The 17,837-nt window shown below is 67.2% G+C and carries 15 protein-coding genes; 3 read left to right on the top strand and 12 right to left on the bottom strand.

Going from position 1 to position 17,837, the window contains the following annotated elements:
* Positions 1 to 2 precede the first annotated feature (2 nt).
* From CR919_RS13595 to rhlB, 4 genes are all read right to left on the bottom strand, one after another.
* Positions 3 to 845 (bottom strand): response regulator, encoded by an 843-nt coding sequence (locus CR919_RS13595; protein WP_025878611.1) that lies wholly within the window; start codon positions 843 to 845, stop codon positions 3 to 5.
* Positions 846 to 852: 7 nt separating this feature from the next.
* On the bottom strand, positions 853 to 1,800 hold the full coding sequence (ftsX, locus tag CR919_RS13590; protein WP_099820457.1) for a permease-like cell division protein FtsX: 948 nt from the start codon (positions 1,798 to 1,800) through the stop codon (positions 853 to 855).
* Positions 1,801 to 1,802: 2 nt separating this feature from the next.
* Positions 1,803 to 2,489, bottom strand: a complete 687-nt coding sequence (gene ftsE / locus CR919_RS13585) for a cell division ATP-binding protein FtsE (protein ID WP_025878609.1) — start codon at positions 2,487 to 2,489, stop codon at positions 1,803 to 1,805.
* A gap of 205 nt (positions 2,490 to 2,694) precedes the next feature.
* Positions 2,695 to 4,425: an ATP-dependent RNA helicase RhlB gene (gene rhlB / locus CR919_RS13580; protein ID WP_099820456.1), complete on the bottom strand. Its 1,731-nt coding sequence runs from the start codon at positions 4,423 to 4,425 to the stop codon at positions 2,695 to 2,697.
* A 512-nt stretch (positions 4,426 to 4,937) separates the two neighbouring features.
* Between rhlB and trxA the strand changes: the two genes are divergently transcribed.
* From trxA to CR919_RS13565, 3 genes are all read left to right on the top strand, one after another.
* The gene (gene trxA, locus CR919_RS13575; RefSeq protein WP_025878607.1) at positions 4,938 to 5,267 is read left to right on the top strand and encodes a thioredoxin; all 330 of its coding nucleotides are present in this window, start codon (positions 4,938 to 4,940) and stop codon (positions 5,265 to 5,267) included.
* 229 nt (positions 5,268 to 5,496) lie between these two features.
* Positions 5,497 to 7,272 carry a transcription termination factor Rho gene (gene rho / locus CR919_RS13570; protein WP_099785606.1) on the top strand — a complete coding sequence of 592 codons (1,776 nt, stop codon included), beginning with the start codon at positions 5,497 to 5,499 and terminating at the stop codon, positions 7,270 to 7,272.
* A 223-nt stretch (positions 7,273 to 7,495) separates the two neighbouring features.
* Complete coding sequence (locus CR919_RS13565) at positions 7,496 to 9,070, top strand: sensor domain-containing diguanylate cyclase (protein ID WP_099820455.1); 1,575 nt, start codon at positions 7,496 to 7,498, stop codon at positions 9,068 to 9,070.
* A gap of 58 nt (positions 9,071 to 9,128) precedes the next feature.
* On the opposite strand, the gene CR919_RS13560 is transcribed toward CR919_RS13565, so the two are convergent.
* From CR919_RS13560 to CR919_RS13525, 8 genes are all read right to left on the bottom strand, one after another.
* Positions 9,129 to 10,004 carry an energy transducer TonB gene (locus tag CR919_RS13560; protein ID WP_343124859.1) on the bottom strand — a complete coding sequence of 292 codons (876 nt, stop codon included), beginning with the start codon at positions 10,002 to 10,004 and terminating at the stop codon, positions 9,129 to 9,131.
* A 76-nt stretch (positions 10,005 to 10,080) separates the two neighbouring features.
* Entirely contained in the window at positions 10,081 to 10,974 is an 894-nt protein-coding gene (locus tag CR919_RS13555) for a TonB-dependent receptor (protein WP_099820453.1), read from the bottom strand.
* 63 nt (positions 10,975 to 11,037) lie between these two features.
* Positions 11,038 to 12,768 (bottom strand): bifunctional isocitrate dehydrogenase kinase/phosphatase, encoded by a 1,731-nt coding sequence (gene aceK, locus CR919_RS13550; protein ID WP_099820452.1) that lies wholly within the window; start codon positions 12,766 to 12,768, stop codon positions 11,038 to 11,040.
* A 114-nt stretch (positions 12,769 to 12,882) separates the two neighbouring features.
* Positions 12,883 to 13,242 carry a hypothetical protein gene (locus CR919_RS13545; protein ID WP_089237314.1) on the bottom strand — a complete coding sequence of 120 codons (360 nt, stop codon included), beginning with the start codon at positions 13,240 to 13,242 and terminating at the stop codon, positions 12,883 to 12,885.
* Between the two features lie 52 nt (positions 13,243 to 13,294).
* A complete protein-coding gene (locus CR919_RS13540) occupies positions 13,295 to 13,711 on the bottom strand; it encodes a roadblock/LC7 domain-containing protein (protein ID WP_099820451.1) in 417 nt (138 codons plus the stop codon).
* Positions 13,704 to 14,252: an ATP/GTP-binding protein gene (locus CR919_RS13535; RefSeq protein WP_025878599.1), complete on the bottom strand. Its 549-nt coding sequence runs from the start codon at positions 14,250 to 14,252 to the stop codon at positions 13,704 to 13,706. The genes CR919_RS13540 and CR919_RS13535 overlap by 8 nt, the downstream gene beginning before the upstream one ends.
* Positions 14,245 to 15,192: a hypothetical protein gene (locus tag CR919_RS13530; protein WP_099820450.1), complete on the bottom strand. Its 948-nt coding sequence runs from the start codon at positions 15,190 to 15,192 to the stop codon at positions 14,245 to 14,247. Before CR919_RS13530 ends, CR919_RS13535 begins: the two co-directional genes overlap by 8 nt.
* A 327-nt stretch (positions 15,193 to 15,519) precedes the next feature.
* The gene (locus tag CR919_RS13525) at positions 15,520 to 17,742 is read right to left on the bottom strand and encodes an NADP-dependent isocitrate dehydrogenase (protein WP_099820449.1); all 2,223 of its coding nucleotides are present in this window, start codon (positions 17,740 to 17,742) and stop codon (positions 15,520 to 15,522) included.
* Positions 17,743 to 17,837: the final 95 nt, after the last annotated feature.

The raw sequence follows: 17,837 nt of genomic DNA, 5'->3' as shown, positions 1-17,837 counted from the left end.
CGTCATCGCAACAGGGGTCCATCATTCAACCGGGCCAGCCGCAGCTGGAACAGCACCTTGGTGATCAGCAGGCGCTCTTCGATCGGCTTCAGCACCAGGTCGTTGGCGCCAGCCTGCAGCAGACCGGTCTGGTTGTGCGGATTGCCATCGCCGGTCATCACCAGCACCGGCAGGCGGCGCTTGCCGTAGCCGAAGTCCACGCGCACGCGCTGCACCACGTCGCGGCCGCTCAGCTCCCCCTTCAGGGTCACATCGGTCAGCACCAGATCGATGCGATGGCGGCTGCGCCCCAGCGATTCGGCGGTGAGCAGGGTGAACGCCTCCTCGGCGCTGACCACATGCATCACGTTGAGCTGCTGGCGCTCGAGCATGCGCTTGGTCGCCTCGGCCACCACCCGGCTGTCCTCGATGTAGAGGATGGTCGCGCCGGGAATGGTCTGCGGCTGCACGTAGCCGCGCACGAACGTCGCCAGGGCCTCGTGGCCCAGCGATTTGTCGAAGTAATCGGTGACGTACTCGGTGAAGCGGCGCTGCTCCAGGTGCTGCTGGGCGTCGCCGGAGACCACGATCACCGGCACATAGGCCTGCCCGGCGGCTTCGCGCACCATCCGTGCCAGCGCCAGGCCGTCGCCATCGCGCAGGGTCAACGAAGTGGTGACCAGATCGACCGGGCCCTGCGCCAGCGCATGCTGTGCGTCTTCGATGCTGTCGCAGCCGATCACCTCCACGCCCGGCAGATCACGCTGCAGGACGTCGGCGATCAGCTTGCGCACCAGCTTGGAACCGTCAACCACCATCACCCGCGTCGCGGGCCCTTCAAGGTGCTTCAGCGCTTGCGGTTGCATGCCGGTCTCAGGTGTCGGTCGGGCGGGTCTGGCGGAGGAAGTGGCCGGTCACCAGCCATGCACCCAGCCAGCCCAGCAACAAGGTGCCGAGCAGTACCAGGCTGCCATGCAGCAGGTCCAGCCCATGCAGCACGAACGGGCTGCCATAGCTGCGCGACAGTTCGGCCAGCGGCGCGCGCAGGGCGGCACCGGCAATACCGATCAGGCCCAGCGCGACCGCGCCGGCGCCCAGGCCATACCAGGCGCCCAGGTACAGGAACGGGCGGCGGATGAAGCCATCGCTGGCGCCGAGCAGCTGCAGCACGCCGATTTCCTCGCGGCGGGCCTGGATGTCCAGGCGCACGGTGTTGCCGACCACCAGCGCCGCACCGGCGCCGAGCAGCACCGACAACACCTGCACCAGCCGCGCGCCGAACGCGAGCCACGCGTCCAGGCGCTGGCGCCACAACGCGTCATGCTGGACCAGGTCCGCCCCGGGCAGGCTTTCCAGCGCGCGCGCCAGCCGCGCATCGTCCTGGCCCTGGCCGGGAGTGATCACCAGCAGCGAGGGCAACGGGTTGTCATTGAGTGCGTCGATGGCTTCGCCGAGACCGGCCTGGCGCAGTTCCTCCAGGCCCTGTTCCGGCGTGCGCACGGTGACGCTGGCCACGTCCGGGCGATCGCGCAGCTCACCGGCCAGGCGCAGCGCACCGGGGCCGTCGACGTCGGCCTTCAGGAACACGTTGATGTCGCGCGACTGCTGCACGCTGCCGGCGAACTGCTTGAGGTTGTCCAGCGCGATCGACAGGCCCAGCGGCAACGCGAGGGCCAGCGCCATGACCATCACAGTCAGCAGCGTCGCCCACGGTTTGCGGCAGGCACGACCGAGGCTGAACACCACGCTGTGCACGTGATGCTGGAACCACACGCCCAGGCGCGACGGCGCAGCGGCTTCGGTGTTTTCGTTCTTGGCCATGGTTACTCCGCCAGATCCTGCGGCGAGATGTCGTCCACCAGCCGGCCGTGGTCGAGGATCAGCACGCGCTTGCGCATGTGGCGCAGCAGCGGCAGGTCGTGACTGACCACCAGCACGCTGGTGCCGCGCGCGGGCAGCTCGGCGAACAGGGACATGATTTCCGCCGCCAGGGTCGGGTCGAGGTTGCCGGTCGGTTCGTCGGCCACCAGCAGCTTGGGCTCGCCGACGATCGCACGGGCGATGCCGACGCGCTGCTGCTCACCGGCCGACAGCTGCGAGGGCAGCGCCTTCTCGCGGTGGCCCAGGCCCATGCGCTCGAGCACCGAACGCACGCGCTTGTTGATGTCGCCACGGCGGGTGCCGCGCAGGATCAGAGGCAGGGCCACGTTCTCGGCGATGGAGCGGTCCATCAGCAGGCGGTGGTCCTGGTAGACCGCGCCGACCGCGCGTCGATGCCGCGGCACATCGCCGCCGCGCACCTTCAGCAGGTTGCGCTCGTCGAACATCACCGCCCCGCGGCTGGGCCGCTCGTCGAGGTGGATCAACTTGAGCAGGGTGCTCTTGCCCGCCCCGGAGTGACCGGTGACGAACAGCATTTCGCCCGGCGCGACCTCGAAGCTGACATCGGTCAGGGCTTCGTGGCCACCGGCGTACTGTTTGCTGACATTGTCGAAGCGCAGGACACTCATGCCCCGATTATGCAGGACCGGCGCGACAGATCGGTAGCGCCGGGCCGCATCGTGGGTGCCGGCCGTTGGTGGTGGGTGCCGACCGTTGGTCGGCACACCTTTCAAGGCCACCCGACCAACGGTCGGGTGCTACCGGCTTGGCCACCCGACCAACGGTCGGGTGCTACCGGCTTGGTCGCCCGACCGACGGTCGGGTGCTACCGGATCAGTTGCCCGACAGCATCCGGCGGATCTTGCGACCGATACGGGTCAGGAACGAGTCGCCGGCATCGGCGCTGGTGCGCACCGGCTTGGCCACGACCTGCACCGGGGTGACCGGGCTGCTGCCGTTGCCGGCGTTGCTTGCCACGCCCTCGGCACCCTCGACCGGACGGCCGTGGCGACGACGACGACGCTTGCGCGGCTTGCGCTCGCCGTCCACCGCCGCTTCCGGCGCCGCGTCAGCGCGCGGCGGACGCGGGGCCTGCACGGCAGCGGCTTCAGCCGTCACCGCACCCTCGACGGCTGCGGCGGCAACCTGCTCGCCTTCCACACGCGGCTTGCGCGGGCCACGCGGACGGCGTTCGCCGCTGCGCTCGCCATCACGGCCACCACGCCCGGCGCCAGCACCGCTGCCGGAACGACCGCCACTGCGGCCGCCGCCACGACGCTCTTCCTCGGCGGCACGCGCTTCGCGTGCTTCGCGGAAGATCTGGCCGACGCTTTCGTTCTCGTCGCCTTCCTCACCCGGTGCCGGGGCGGCACGCTCCGGGCGCGGCAGCGAGGTCAGGATCTCGCTGGTGACCGCTTCAACCGGGATCTTCTGTTCGATGTAGGCCTCGATGTCCGGCAGGCCCATCGCGTAGCGCTCGCAGGCGAAGCTGATCGCATCGCCTTCCTCGCCCAGGCGGGCGGTACGGCCGATGCGGTGCACGTAGTCTTCCGCATCGAACGGCAGGTCGTAGTTGTAGACGTACTTGATGCCGTCGATGTGCAGGCCGCGGGCGGCCACGTCGGTCGCCACCAGGATTTCCAGCTGGCCCTTCTGGAAGCGGTTGAGCAGGCTCTCACGCTTCTTCTGCGGCACGTCGCCGGACAGTACGCCGACGCGGTAGCCGGAACGCTCCAGCGAACGGGCCACGCGCTCGACGAACACCTTGGTGTTGACGAAGACCATGGTGCGCGCGCCTTCGCTGCGCGACAGCAGGCCCAGCAGCAGCGGGATCTTCTCTTCGTCGGCGGGGAAGTAGATGCGCTGGCGCACGCGCGCGGCGGTGATGGTCTCGGCTTCGACCACCAGCTTCTGCGGCTCGTTCATGTGCTCATAGGCCAGCTCGAGCACGCGGTGGCTCAAGGTGGCGCTGAACAGCAGGGTCTGGCGGGTGGAACGCTCCGGCATGCGGCGCAGCAGGAAGCGGATGTCCTTGATGAAGCCCAGGTCGAACATGCGGTCGGCTTCGTCCAGCACGCAGATCTCGCAGGCATGCAGCGAGACCACCTTGTGCTGCTTGACGTAGTCGATCAGGCGGCCGGGGGTGGCGATGATCACGTCCACGCCCTGCTGCAGGATCTCGCGCTGCTTGTCGTAATCCACGCCACCGTAGACCAGCGCGAAGCGCAGGCCGAGGTCGGAGCCGAACTTGACCGCATCCTTGTGGATCTGGATGGCCAGTTCGCGGGTCGGGGCCAGGATCAGCGCGCGCGGATCTTCGGGCTTGCGATCGGCCAGCGCCGGACGCGTCAGCAGGCGGTTCACGACAGCGACCAGGAAGGCCAGCGTCTTGCCGGTGCCGGTCTGGGCCTGGCCGGCGACGTCGCCACCGGGCAGCGCGACCGGCAGGGTCAGCGCCTGGATGGGCGTGCAGCGGGTGAATCCGGCTCCTTCAAGACCGGCCTGCAGGGCCGGATGCAGATCGAAGGAGGAAAAAGTCAAATCGGTCAGCGGTTTGTCGCTCATGTGTCCGTCTTGGTATGGCCACGCGCCTGCGGGCGGCGGCACTGAAATCTGTCTGGGGCTCCGTCGCAAACTGCGGCCCCTGCGGCGGGTCGGGCTGGCCGGGACCCCTCGGGTCCGCGCGCCGCACAATGCCCCAGTTTACCGCACTCGGGCCGGCAAACCGGAACCAGGCGTCTCAGAGCTTACGGAGACGGGCCTCTTCACCCCGCAGTACCGCGCTTGAACAGCGGCGCCGGCCCCCATGGCCTATCGCGCCAGCACCCCCATTTCAGCCATGGATAGTGAAATCGGACACATACCGGGTTGCATCCCGGTCACGATACGCTGGGTTCCAGCCAGCACCTGTCCCCGCCCTGCGATAGGGGTACACTGCCGGCCGTGAGCGTCCAGGCATCCCGCCGAACGCACCGTGGCAGTCCGCCGCGAGGCAACGACGAGGGTCACGCCACCGGGCATGGCCCAGTTCACCCACCTCCGGCCTGGCCGGGTGCAATCCAAGACGAGAAACCAAGATGAGCGACAAGGTTGTACACGTCGGCGATGCCGACTTTGATAGCGCCGTACTGAATTCCAAGGAACCGGTGCTGGTCGATTTCTGGGCCGAATGGTGTGGCCCCTGCAAGATGATCGCGCCGGCGCTGGACGAACTGGCCGATGCCTACCAGGGCCGCGCCAAGATCGCCAAGGTCAACGTGGACAACAACCGCGCGCTGGCCGCCAAGTACCACGTGCGTTCGATTCCCTACCTGGTCGTCTTCAAGGACGGCGAGAAGGTCGGCGAGCAGATTGGTGCCGTTGGCAAGGCCCAGCTGGCCGGCCTGCTGGACAAGGCCCTGGCCTGATCCTGCGCGTTACCGGCAGCCGTTTTCCACGGCTGCCGGGCGGGCGCCCCGGCGCCTGACTGAATACCGTATCCGGCGACCCTTGCGTGGCGCCGCGGGCCGATGATAGTGTCGGCACATCCGGCCGCGTTCGCGTGCCGCATCTTCTGGACGCAGTTTCTTCCAGACCCATTCCCAATGTTCGCCGCCCCAGCCGGGCGCTCGCACCTTCAAGCGAGGAATAACGCTCTTGTCCGATAACACTCCCGAAACCGGTAGCGCAGATGCGCCCGCCGAAAAGCGCGTGCGCAAAGCCCGCGTAACCAAGGCTGCCGCTCCGGCCGCCGCCGAAACCAGCGCCGCTCCGGCGCAGCCTGCCCTGCCGCTGGCAGCCGCGCCCGAAGCGCCGGCACCGGCCGCAGCGCCTTCCGCGCCGAGCGCACCCGCCGCCGAGGCCCCTGCCAGCAGTGGCGGCGGCGAAGGTGGCGAGGGCCGCGAATCCGGCCAGCCGCGGCAGTCGCAGCAGAACAACCAGGGCGGCGGCCAGAACCAGAACCCCTACAACCAGGGCGGCCAGCAGGGCCAGCAGGGCCAGGGCAATCGCCGTGACCGTTTCCGCAACCGCCGCGACCGTGATCGCAATGGCGGCGGCGGCGGTGGCGGCAACGGCGGTCGCTTCCGCGACGACGGCATGCCCAACGACAACGGCGAACAGCAGCCGTTCGTGCCGCGTCCGCACGCCAACGTGCCTGAAGGCTTCCCGGTCTATTCGCTGAGCGACCTCAAGCGCATGCCGGCCCAGAAGCTGCTGGAGATCGCCGAGCAGCTGCAGATTTCCGAAGGTGTGGCCCGTGCCCGCAAGCAGGACGTGATCTTCGCGCTGCTGAAGGTGCTGACCCGCCACGGCGACGGCGTTGCCGCCGACGGCGTGCTGGAAATCCTGCCGGACGGTTTCGGCTTCCTGCGCGCGGCCGAGGCCAGCTACCTGGCCGGCCCGGACGACACCTACATTTCGCCCAGCCAGATCCGCCGCTTCAACCTGCGTACCGGCGACCACCTGTCCGGCCGCATCCGCTTCCCGAAGGACGGCGAGCGCTACTTCGCGCTGTCGATCGTGGACACCATCAACGGTGAGCCGCTGGAAGCGTCGAAGAACAAGGTGCTGTTCGAGAACCTGACTCCCCTGTTCCCGCGTCGCCGCTTCACCCTGGAGCGCGGCAACGGTTCCTCGGAAGACATCACCGGTCGCATCCTCGACCTGATGGCACCGCAGGGCAAGGGCCAGCGTTCGCTCATCGTTTCCCAGCCGAAGGCCGGCAAGACGATGATGATGCAGCAGGTCGCCACGGCCATCACCACCAACCATCCGGACGTGCACCTGATCGTGCTGCTGATCGACGAGCGCCCGGAAGAAGTGACCGAAATGCAGCGCACCGTGCGCGGCGAGGTCATCAGCTCGACCTTCGACGAGCCGGCCGCGCGCCACGTGCAGGTGGCCGAAATGGTCATCGAGCGCGCCAAGCGCTTGGTCGAGCACAAGAAGGACGTGGTGATCCTGCTCGACTCGATCACCCGCCTGGCGCGTGCCTACAACAACGTCGTGCCGAGCTCGGGCAAGGTGCTGACCGGTGGTGTGGACGCCAACGCCCTGCATCGCCCCAAGCGCTTCTTCGGTGCCGCGCGCAACGTGGAAGAAGGCGGCAGCCTGACCATCATCGCCACCGCGCTGGTCGATACCGGCTCGAAGATGGACGAGGTGATCTACGAGGAGTTCAAGGGCACCGGCAACAGCGAAGTGCACCTGAGCCGTCGTATCGCTGAAAAGCGCGTGTTCCCGGCCATCGACATCAACCGTTCCGGCACCCGTCGCGAAGACCTGCTGATCGAACCGGAGCTGCTGCAGAAGATCTGGATCCTGCGCAAGCTGCTGCATCCGATGGATGAAATGACGGCGATGGAATTCCTGCTGGACAAGATGAAGAACACCAAGTCCAACGACGAGTTCTTCGGTTCGATGAAGCGCTGATCGCGCGGCATTGATGGAATACGGAAAAGCCCCGCGATGCGGGGCTTTTTTGTTGGGCGGCGGCAGGACAGCCGGCTTCACTTCGCAGCCCGGTGTTTTGGCGATAATCTGCGCCACAAATGCCTGACTCTCCGCCCCGACCGTGCTGGCCGGGCCGCCGATTCCCGCTGTTGCCCCATCCGGAGGATCCGGCGGGTCCAGCCCTGCCCGATCCTTCAACCGCATGCGCACACTGTCCCCCCGGCTCAACCTGGGCAAGCTGATCCTTGCCCTGGCCCTGCTCAGCGCCGTCATCGCCCTGGCCAATACGCTGCTTGCCAGCTATCGCGTGCAGCGCGACCAGCTGGTGGGAAACACCCTGGAAGCCAACCGTGTGTATGCCACCAAGCTGGCCGAGACCACGCAGAATTTCCTGCTGGCGGCGCAGCAGCAGCTGGCCTATGCCGCCACCCGGCTTGGCAACAGCGACATGGATCCTGCGCAGGCCCAGGATGAGGCCAGTCGCCTGCAGCTGCAGTCCAGCAGCTTCAATTCTTCGCTGGTGGTGGCCAGCGACGGGCGGGTGATCGCGACCTCGCCGCAGAGCCTGCAGCTGCAGGGCGAGATCCTGCGCAGCGCCGGCAGCAAGGCGGCGCTCGAGCGGCGCGAGCCGATGATCAGCGACCCCTACCAGTCGGCCACCGGCAAGCTGCTGATCTCGATCTCGCACCCGGTGTTCGACCGCAGCGGCCAGTACCGCGGTTATGTCAGCGGCACCCTGTACCTGCGCCAGCGCAGCGCCCTCAACACCCTGCTGGGTACGCACTACTACCGCGATGGTTCCTACCTGTACGTGGTGGATCGCCATGGCCGCCTGATCTACCACATCAATCCCAAGGAAGTGGGTACCTACGCGTTAAACAACCCGGCGGTGAAAGAGGTGATGCGCGGCCAGCGCGGTGCGCAGCAGGTGCGCAACAACCACCAGGTGGCGATGCTGGCCGGTTACGCGCCCGTCGCGGCGACCGGCTGGGGCATCGTCGCGCAGCGCCCGACCGAGGCGACGCTGCAGCCGCTGTCACGGCTGATGTCGGCGGTGATCTGGAATGCCATTCCGCTGGGCGTGCTGTCGCTGCTGATCACCTGGTGGTTCGCCCGCCGTATTTCGCTGCCGCTGTGGCAGCTGGCGCGCAACGTACAGGATGGCGAAGACACCGGCAACGCGATCAGCCATGTCAATGGCATCCGCGCGTGGTACTTCGAAGTGGCGCAGTTGAAACAGGCCGTGCTGTACAGCTTCAATGCGCTGCAGGACCGGATCGGCACGCTCAACCGCGCCAGCCGCACCGATCCGCTGACCGGCCTGCTCAACCGGCGCGGGCTGCAGCAGGCGCTCGACGCGCTGCAGGCGCAGGGCCTGCCGTTTGCGATCCTGACGCTGGATATCGACCGCTTCAAGTCGATCAACGACAGCCACGGTCACGACATCGGTGATGCGGCCATCGTGCATATCGCCGAACAGATGCGCCGCCATTCGCGCGAGACCGACGTGCTGTGCCGCGCCGGTGGCGAGGAGTTCCTGGTACTGCTGCCGGGCGTTGGCATCGAAGCGGCCCGGCAGACCGGCGAGCGCCTGCGCCAGGCCATCGCCGACGAGCCCTTCGCCCCGGTGGGCACCATCACCGTGTCGCTGGGCGTGGCCCACTTCCCCAGTTTCCACACCGATCCGGAACAGGCACTGCGCCTGGCCGACAAGGCCCTGTACCTGGCCAAGGAGCAGGGCCGCAACCGGGTCGTGGTGTACCCGCACGCCGATTGAGCACATCGATTGAAGCGGGATGCGCCGGGACCGGTCCGGGGCATCCCGCAATGACGCATCAGCCCAGCGGGGTGAGCAGGCGCGGGCCTTCCTGCGCGCGTCCGACCATGTACACACCGCCTTCGGGCAGCAGATCGGTTCCGGCGACCAGGGCGTCCTCACCGGTCTTCCACGGTGCCCGCTGGCGCGGGCCGGGGATGTAGGCGGACCAGCGGCCGTAGCGCTCGCGCGAATCCTCGAAGGCGTAGCGCACCGGTACGCGCACGGTCCAGAAGTCGCGATCCTTCGCCTCGCCAGTGGTGGGTGGGGTGAACGTCCAACGTTTCGCATTCCGGACGCTGGCCTTGGCCAGGATATCGCGTAGCTGGTTCATCGCGCGCGCGGTGCCAATCACGGTCAGATTGGTCTGCTCGGCGATCACATCAGCCACCCTGCCATCACGGCCGACCTTGACCAGCAGCATGACCGTGCCCTCGCCCTGCATCGTCACCGCCATCGGCGGGTACTCCGGCGCGCGCAGTCCGTTGCTGGTCACCTTGTCGGTGCTGACCTCAAGCTCGCCACCTGCTTTGCTGAAATTGGCATCGACCAGGCGCACACGCATGCTGCCTTCGTCCGGGTTGTCGGCGATCAGCCGCAGGCGCACCGCAGTGCGTGCCTGTACGGGCTTGCCATCGACCAGCACCGGTTCGAAACGCCAGCCCTGCACGGCGTTTTCCACGAAGCCGGCAATACCCGCATCGACTTTTTCGCGACGGTCGAGCTGGAACATTTCAACCTGGCCTTCGCGGCCGATGTCGATGACGCCGCTGAGGGTCATGCTGGCCTCGGCCTGCTTGCGTACCTCGCGCGCGGTCTGCGCAGCGGCGGTATCGACCAGGGCGGCACCGCCACCCACGGCAAGGGCCAACGCCAGGAAAAGAGAAGAACGCATCACAGCCACTCCTTGTGCATGAAAACGATGAAGTCTGACGCCCTGGCCTATACAACCTGGGGTCGGTTGGCCGACATCACTGCTCGGCAAGCGGGGTCAACAGACGCAGCCCGCGGGTGGCGCCGTCGACCATGTACACGCCGCCGGCCGGCAACAGGTCACTACCGACCTGCGCGGCATCCCCGGTTGTGCGCCACGGGGCCTGCTGGCGCGGGCCGGGAATGTAGGCCTGCCAGCGCCCGTAGGGGCTGGGCGGTTGCCTGCTGCCCGTCTCGCTCAGCGCGAAGGTGACCGGCACGCGCACGGTCCAGAACGCCAGGCCTTTGTCCTCACCGGAGGTCGGCGGCGTGAACGTCCACTTGCGGGCCTCGCTGATGCTCGCCTTGGCCAGCATGTCGCGCATCTTCTTCATTGCGTGTTCGGGTGCGACCACGCCCATGTTCACCTGTTCGGCGACGACATCGGCAACCGCACCGTCACGCTCGACCTTGACCAGCAGCATCACCTCGCCCTGTGCACCGACGCGGAAAGCCGCTTCCGGATAGCGCGGAGGCCGCATCTGGTTGGCAGTCACCGCATCGGTGGCCTTGTCGTCGTACTCGCTGAAGTCCACGCTGGTCATGCGTACTTCGGTGTTGCCATCAGCCCCGGGCCGGCCCAGCAGACGCACGCGCAACGGTGCATGTTTCGCCACGGGCCTGCCGTCCACCAGCGTGGGCTCGAACTGCCACTTGCGGATCGTGCCGTCCACGAACGCAGCGATGGCAGGCGTGATCGATGCCCGCTGGTCGAGCACCAGCCCAGTGACCGCACCATCTGCGGCGACATCGATGTTGCCGGTCAAGACCATGCTGGCTTCGGCGCTGGCACGCACCGCGCGCGTGCTCTGTGCTGCGGCATCGGTGCTGAGCAGGGAGCCCGCCATGCCGATCGCTAGCGCGAAGGCGAGAAACAGGGAAGAACGCATCATGGCCCGATCCTTGGTGATGAAAGTGCCGAGATTACCGGAGTTCCGCGCCATCGGCACAGCCGATCACGCCAACCGCTGCGCAGCCGAATAGGGTGGCGTGTCCGGATAATCACCGTCCGCAAAGCGCGCCTGCAGCCCCTGCCACCAGGCGGGATCGAACAGATGCCGGTAGTGCTCGCGCACCGCTGCCAGCTCCTGCGCCGGCAAGCCCATGAACGGCCCGAACCGCTCAGGGAACACATCGCGTGGACCGACATGAAACCAAGGCTCATCGGCCATCGCTTCTTCCGGTGAGCCTGGCGTGGGCCAGGCGCGGAATACGCAGTCGCTGACCAGGCACAACTCGTCGTAGTCATAGAACACGGCGCGGCCGTGGCGCGACACGCCGAAGTTCTTCGGCAGCATGTCACCGGGGAAGATGTTGTTGCGCGCCATGTCGGTGATCGCCTGCGCGTAATCGAGTACGGCTGCGCGCACTGCCTCGCCGGCCTGCTCGCGCAGGTAGAGGTTCAGTGGCCGGAAGCGGCGCTGCACGTAGCACAACGCGATCTCCACCTCGTCGCCATCCACGCGCACGCTCTGCGCGCACTGCTGCAACAGTTCGTGCAGCAACGCCGGGGCAAAGCGTCCGCGCGGGAAGCGCAGGTGCCGGTAGGGCTGTGCATCGAGCAGGCGGCCGACGCGATCGAGGTTGAACACCAGCGCGTACTTTTCCTCCACCTGCTGCCGCGACATCGCCTTGGGCCAGGCGAAGCGGTCGCGGATGAGCTTGAACACCAGCGGATAGCTGGGCAGGGTGAACACCGCCATGACCATGCCCGGCGTGCCTTCGGCATGCGCCAGGCGCTCGTTCGGGTGTTCATTGAAGTGGCGGAAGAACGTCCGGTAGCGCTCGGTCTTGCCCTGCTTGGCACGTCCGAGCACGGTGTAGATTTCGTCGATCGGCTTGCCCGGCAACAGGCTGCGCAGGAACACCACCGCATCGCCAACGGTGGCCAGGTCGGCCTGGAAATAGCTGCGCGACACACCGAACAGATGGGCGACATCGCGGCGCCGGGTCAGCACGGCATCGGCGCGCAGACCCTGATCGTCGTTGACCAGCGCGATCACGCACGGCGAGAAACGGTGTTCGCCGAACACGCGTCCGACCAGATAGGCGCGACGCTCGCGGTAGAACACGGTATCGAGCAGTTCGATGCTGCGTACTGGCGTGTCGCCCCAGTGCGCCAGATCGTCCTGCAGGCGCACAGCGATGGCGGCAGCACAGCGCAGCTGGTGCGCATACGGAACGTCGAAGCGGTAGTCGCCCAGCACCCGCTGCAGCGCCTCCACCGGCCGCGTCGGCGAAACGGCATAGGTATGCCGCGCTACCGGATGGGTGATCGCATCGGAGGGCTCGACATCAAAGGCGATGAACTCCACGTCCGGGTCCACGCCGCGGATGGCGAACAGGCGTCGCGACAGGGTGTTGTAGAAGGTCTTGTACAGCTCGGCATCGATCAGGCCCTGCAGCAGGGCGCTGTAGCGCGCGTGCACCTGCAGCCACAGCGCGCGTTCGCTGATGGCGTCACCGGCCAGCCGACGCAGCGCATCCATCTGCTCGGCGATGCACTGGTCGTACAGGGCAATGCGCTCTACCGCATCATGACGTGCCGCCGCCCAGTCACGCTGCTGGAAACGCACGCGGGCACGCGCCGAGATCGCGGCGAATCGCGCATGGTAGTCCTCGAAGCCATCACGGATGGCATCAGCGATGCGCGGTGCAAGTTCGGCGGAAATGACAGCGGGCGGCATGTACGGCTCACGACGGAGAACCGATGCCACCATACGCTGGCGTGGGGTGGCTTGTGTAGAGCCGAAGGCCGCTGCTCCTGCGGCAGCCTTCGGCCCCACCGCCATGCGCCCGGCTCAGATCGCCAGTTCGGCCTCCACGTCCTGCACCTTGCGCCGCGCCAGGGCGAGGTTGGACTTGGCCCGGTCCAGCACGATGTAGAAGAACAGGCCCTTCTTCTTCGCCACCGGGCGCATGATGTGGTACGCCTTGCCGAGCGAGATCAGGATGTCCTCGATGCCATCGTTGAGGTTCAGCGAGGCGGCGGTTTTCATCTTCGCGCGGATCACTTCGGTATTGCCGGCCGCAGCCACTTCCATGTCCATGCCCGAACCGGCTTCGCCCAGCAGCATGCCGCTCTCGTAGTCGACCAGCGCCACGGCCTGCGCGCCATCGATACCCATCAGTGCAGTCAACGAATCATTCAATCCAGCCACGTTGCACCCCTCTCAATGTTGGTTCGAGCCCCTCGTTCCCCTGCGGCCGGGCTCACGATCCGCTGAGTTCGGCCAGGATCGCCTGGCCACATTCCCTGCTCTGCCACAGCACCTGGCCGATCACGCTGCGCTGGTCGCAGGCCGCCATCAGCAGCAGCGGTGCCCGCCCTTCGGCCTGGATGGCCAGCATCAGCACCTTGCCGCCGGCGGCCTCCAGCATCAGCGTCTGCAGATCGCCCAGTGCCAGCTCGCGCCCCACCGCCGCGGCCAGGGCCAGCATCGCGCTGGTCATCGCCGCCAGTCGCTCGCCGCGCCCTTCCGCACCGGCGCTGACCAGGGCAAAGCCATCAACGCTGGCCAGCACCACGGTCCGAACCCCTTCCACCCGCTGCTGCAGGTCCTGCAGCAACGGCTGCAGGCGCTCACGCTGGTGGGCGTCGGGCAACGGCGCGCCTTGTCCATCAGCCATGTGCGGCCACCAGTGCATGCGCTTCCATTTCGCTCATCAGTACGTCCATCAGCAGCAGTCCTTGTTCGCGATCACGGGCGTCCACCGCCAGCAACGGCAGCGGCTGGCCATCGAGACGGGCGCGCTCGGCCCAGTCATCCAGTGCCGCTGCCGGCACCTGGTCAAGATGGGTCACCGCCACCACCAGGGCCAAAGCCGGACCGAACGGGCGCAGCACCTGCAGGTAGGCGTCCAGTTCAGCGGCCACCCCGGCCCGGCGCGCATCCAGCAGCAGCACGGCACCGCGTGCGCCCTGCAGCAGGATCGGCCACAGGAAATCAAAGCGCTGCTGGCCGGGCGTGCCATACAGGCGCAGCCTCTCACCGTTGGGCAGGTCGATATCGGCGTAGTCCAGCGCCACCGTGGTCGACGCCTTGTCCGCCCCCGCGCGGTCGCTGTTGGCTACATCGGTATCGACCACCGCCCCAGCGGCGATGCTGCGTACCAAGGTCGATTTGCCGCTGCCCATGCCACCGAGCACCACCACCTTGTGCTCACGCATCGCGGTCACTCCCGCGCAGCGTGCGCCACAGGCGTGCGAGCAGGCCGGTGTCGGCAGTGCTGGCACGTGCGCCCGCCAGCGGTGCGGCAGGCGCAACCTGCAGCTGTGCATAACCGCACAGGTAGGCGGCGTGGATGAAATCGCGTACGGCGGCGGCGGGAAGATCCAGCAGCATCGCGCATTCGTCCACCGTGCAGGCACGCTTGAGCAGCAGCGAACACAGACGGAAGCCATCGTGATCGTGGCCGAGCACGCGGAAATCCGGCCAGCGCAGCAGCTTCACCGAGGCGCCGCGCAGGCGCTCATCCAACGCCTGCCAGTGGCGGCTGCGCTGCGCCCATTGCCACAGCAGCGGACGCAGCGGCAGTCGCGTGCGATCCCCGGCCAGCGCCTGCAACTGCGCCGGCTGCAGCGCATCCAGATACAGCTGCTCGAAGCCCTGTGCCAGCCGCTCCACCAGCACCGTGGCCGGCTCGTGCAGCAGCACCGCCTGGTCCTGTTCCAGATCCAGCAGCAGCAACGGCTCTGCGCCCTCGCCCAACAGCGCCTGGCCCTGCCGCAAGGGCAGCCGCTCGCGCAGCAGACGAGTGATCGCATGCGCGCCGTCAGCGAGACGAATCGGTGTCGCTTCGGTACCAGCCTGCATGCCGCGCAGTGCCCGTCCTATCGCGCCATCATCCAGCACGTGCTGGCCGCCATCGCCCTCGCGCAACTGCCCACCGAGGTCTTCGATCCAGCAGTGCAGCCGCGGGCGCTGCTGGCGCATGCGCAGTGCCGCGTTGCGCAGCGCCGGCGTATCGCGGATCACCAGCAGGTCGCAGTCGTCCAGGTCCTGGCTGCGGCGGATCTGCCCGTCGGGCAGCGCCGAGGCCAACCGCAGTCGTTGCAGCAGGGCCTGTTCGCCCTGGATATCGGTTCCCACTACGAGCACGCGTGCCATCCGTGTTCCCCGTGCGACCACCTCCCCGGCGGTCTCGCATCGCAAAGGCTAGGCCATGGCTTGCCGCCATCGTCGTGATCGACTGCTCATATTGGTGGCAGTGGCAAACACGCACGCATCCGTTCTGCGACGGCCATCGCGGGCAAGTTTCATGCCGTGTTGACGGCATTCCGACAGACGACGGATTTCACGGTTCCGGGCCCGAGTGGACCTACGCCACGGGCGGGGTCAGATCCCTCTGCGGTGCACAGGGATCTGACCCCGGCCCGCAAAAAAGAAACCCGCGCCGAAGCGCGGGTTTCAAGGTCACGACCGGACAGCGATGGATCAGCCGCGCAGCTGCTCCAGCGCAGCATTGAAGGTCGCACTCGGACGCATCGCGGCAGCGGCCTTGGCCACGTCCGGACGGTAGTAGCCACCGATGTCCACGGCCTTGCCCTGCACCGCGATCAGCTCGTCAACGATCTTCTGCTCGTTGTCGGCCAGTGCCTTGGCCAGCGGAGCGAAGCGTGCCTGCAGTGCAGCGTCTTCGTTCTGCGCAGCCAGCGCCTGTGCCCAGTACAGCGCGATGTAGAAGTGGCTGCCGCGGTTGTCGATGCCACCCAGCTTGCGCGACGGCGACTTGTCGTTGTCCAGGAACTGGCCGTTGGCCTCGTCCAGTGCCTTGGCCAGCACGCGCGCAGCGGCGTTGTCGTAACGATTGCCGAGGTGCTCCAGCGACGCGGCCAGGGCCAGGAATTCACCCAGCGAATCCCAGCGCAGGTAGTCCTCTTCGACGAACTGCTGCACGTGCTTCGGGGCCGAACCACCTGCGCCGGTCTCGAACAGGCCACCACCGGCCATCAGCGGCACGATCGACAGCATCTTGGCGCTGGTGCCCAGCTCCATGATCGGGAACAGGTCGGTGAGGTAATCGCGCAGCACGTTGCCGGTCACCGAAATGGTGTCCTCGCCCTTGCGGATGCGGGCCAGCGAGAACGCGGTCGCTTCCACCGGCGGCAGGATGCGGATGTCCAGGCCGTTGGTGTCGTGGTCCTTCAGGTACGTCTCGACCTTGGCGATGACCTGCGCGTCGTGGGCACGGGCGGCGTCCAGCCAGAACACGGCCGGGGTGCTGCTCAGGCGGGCGCGTTCGACGGCCAGCTTGACCCAGTCCTGGATCGGCGCGTCCTTGGTCTGGCACATGCGCCAGATGTCGCCCGCTTCCACGGCGTGTTCGAACACCACGGTGCCGGCGTCGTCGGTGACCTTGACCACGCCGTCGGCAGCGATCTGGAAGGTCTTGTCGTGCGAACCGTACTCTTCAGCCTTCTGCGCCATCAGGCCGACGTTGGGCACCGAGCCCATGGTGGCCGGATTGAAGGCACCGTTGGCCTTGCAGTCGTCGATGACGGCCTGGTACACGCCGGCGTAGCAGCGGTCCGGAATGACCGCCTTGGTGTCCTGCAGCTTGCCTTCGGCGTTCCACATCTTGCCGGAGTCGCGGATCATCGCCGGCATCGAGGCGTCGACGATCACGTCGCTCGGCACGTGCAGGTTGGTGATGCCCTTGTCCGAGTTGACCATGGCCACGCCCGGGCGCTGTGCGTACTCGGCAGCCAGGTCGGCTTCGATGGCGGTGCGGGTGGCTTCGGGCAGCGACGGCAGGCGCGCGGCCAGGTCACCGATGCCGTTGTTGGCATCGAAACCGGCCTGCTTGAGCACGTCGGCGTGCTTGGCCAGCACGTCCTTGTAGAACTCGTTGACCGCCACGCCGAACATGATCGGGTCGGAGACCTTCATCATGGTCGCCTTCAGGTGCAGCGAGAACAGCACGCCCTGGGCCTTGGCATCGGCAATCTGCTCGCCGATGAAAGCAGCCAGTGCCTTGCGGCTCATCACCGCGGCGTCGACGATCTCGCCGGCCTTGACCGCGGTCTTTTCCTTCAGCACGACGGTGCTGCCGTCCTTGCCGTGGAAGGTGATCTTCAGCGAACCGGCGTTGGCCAGCGTGGCCGACTTCTCGCTGCCGTAGAAATCACCAGCGGCCATGTGCGCGACGTGCGACTTCGAATCGGACGCCCAGGCGCCCATGCGGTGCGGATGCTTGCGGGCGTAGTTCTTCACCGACAGCGGCGCGCGCCGGTCGGAGTTGCCTTCGCGCAGTACCGGGTTCACCGCGCTGCCCTTGACCTTGTCGTAGCGCGCCTTGTAGTCGCGCTGCTGGTCGTCAGCCGGGGTTTCCGGATAATCCGGCAGCGGATAACCCTGGTCCTGCAGTTCCTTGATGGCTGCCTTCAGCTGCGGCACCGAGGCGGAGATGTTCGGCAGCTTGATGATGTTGGCGTCGGGGGTGGTCGCCAGCTGGCCCAGCTCGGCCAGGTCATCGTTGACCTTCTGCGCATCGCTCAGCAGTTCCGGGAACAGCGACAGGATGCGGCCGGACAGCGAGATGTCACGGGTTTCCACGGCGATGCCGGCGGTGGAGGTATAGGCGTCGACGATCGGCAGCAGCGACTGGGTGGCCAGGAACGGTGCTTCGTCGGTCAGCGTGTAGAGGATCTTGGACATGGGGGACTTGGACTCTGTAGCAGTGCTCAGGGGAAGGCCGGCGCCAGCGCCGGGCCACGTGCAACCGTGTCGCTTTCCTCCGCCGCCGTCAGGGT

The sequence above is a fragment of the Stenotrophomonas sp. LMG 10879 genome, assembly GCF_002750935.1.
Classification (GTDB): domain Bacteria; phylum Pseudomonadota; class Gammaproteobacteria; order Xanthomonadales; family Xanthomonadaceae; genus Stenotrophomonas; species Stenotrophomonas lactitubi_B.
This window is presented reverse-complemented; position numbering and strand designations above follow the sequence as displayed.

Bases quoted from the DNA above. Each gene is read 5' to 3' on its own strand.
- CR919_RS13595 (WP_025878611.1), bottom strand. From the start codon at position 845: ATGCAACCGCAAGCGCTGAAGCACCTTGAAGGGCCCGCGACGCGGGTG.
- ftsX (WP_099820457.1), bottom strand. From the start codon at position 1,800: ATGGCCAAGAACGAAAACACCGAAGCCGCTGCGCCGTCGCGCCTGGGC.
- ftsE (WP_025878609.1), bottom strand. From the start codon at position 2,489: ATGAGTGTCCTGCGCTTCGACAATGTCAGCAAACAGTACGCCGGTGGC.
- rhlB (WP_099820456.1), bottom strand. From the start codon at position 4,425: ATGAGCGACAAACCGCTGACCGATTTGACTTTTTCCTCCTTCGATCTG.
- trxA (WP_025878607.1), top strand. From the start codon at position 4,938: ATGAGCGACAAGGTTGTACACGTCGGCGATGCCGACTTTGATAGCGCC.
- CR919_RS13565 (WP_099820455.1), top strand. From the start codon at position 7,496: ATGCGCACACTGTCCCCCCGGCTCAACCTGGGCAAGCTGATCCTTGCC.
- CR919_RS13560 (WP_343124859.1), bottom strand. From the start codon at position 10,004: ATGCGTTCTTCTCTTTTCCTGGCGTTGGCCCTTGCCGTGGGTGGCGGT.
- CR919_RS13555 (WP_099820453.1), bottom strand. From the start codon at position 10,974: ATGATGCGTTCTTCCCTGTTTCTCGCCTTCGCGCTAGCGATCGGCATG.
- aceK (WP_099820452.1), bottom strand. From the start codon at position 12,768: ATGCCGCCCGCTGTCATTTCCGCCGAACTTGCACCGCGCATCGCTGAT.
- CR919_RS13540 (WP_099820451.1), bottom strand. From the start codon at position 13,711: ATGGCTGATGGACAAGGCGCGCCGTTGCCCGACGCCCACCAGCGTGAG.
- CR919_RS13535 (WP_025878599.1), bottom strand. From the start codon at position 14,252: ATGCGTGAGCACAAGGTGGTGGTGCTCGGTGGCATGGGCAGCGGCAAA.
- CR919_RS13530 (WP_099820450.1), bottom strand. From the start codon at position 15,192: ATGGCACGCGTGCTCGTAGTGGGAACCGATATCCAGGGCGAACAGGCC.
- CR919_RS13525 (WP_099820449.1), bottom strand. From the start codon at position 17,742: ATGTCCAAGATCCTCTACACGCTGACCGACGAAGCACCGTTCCTGGCC.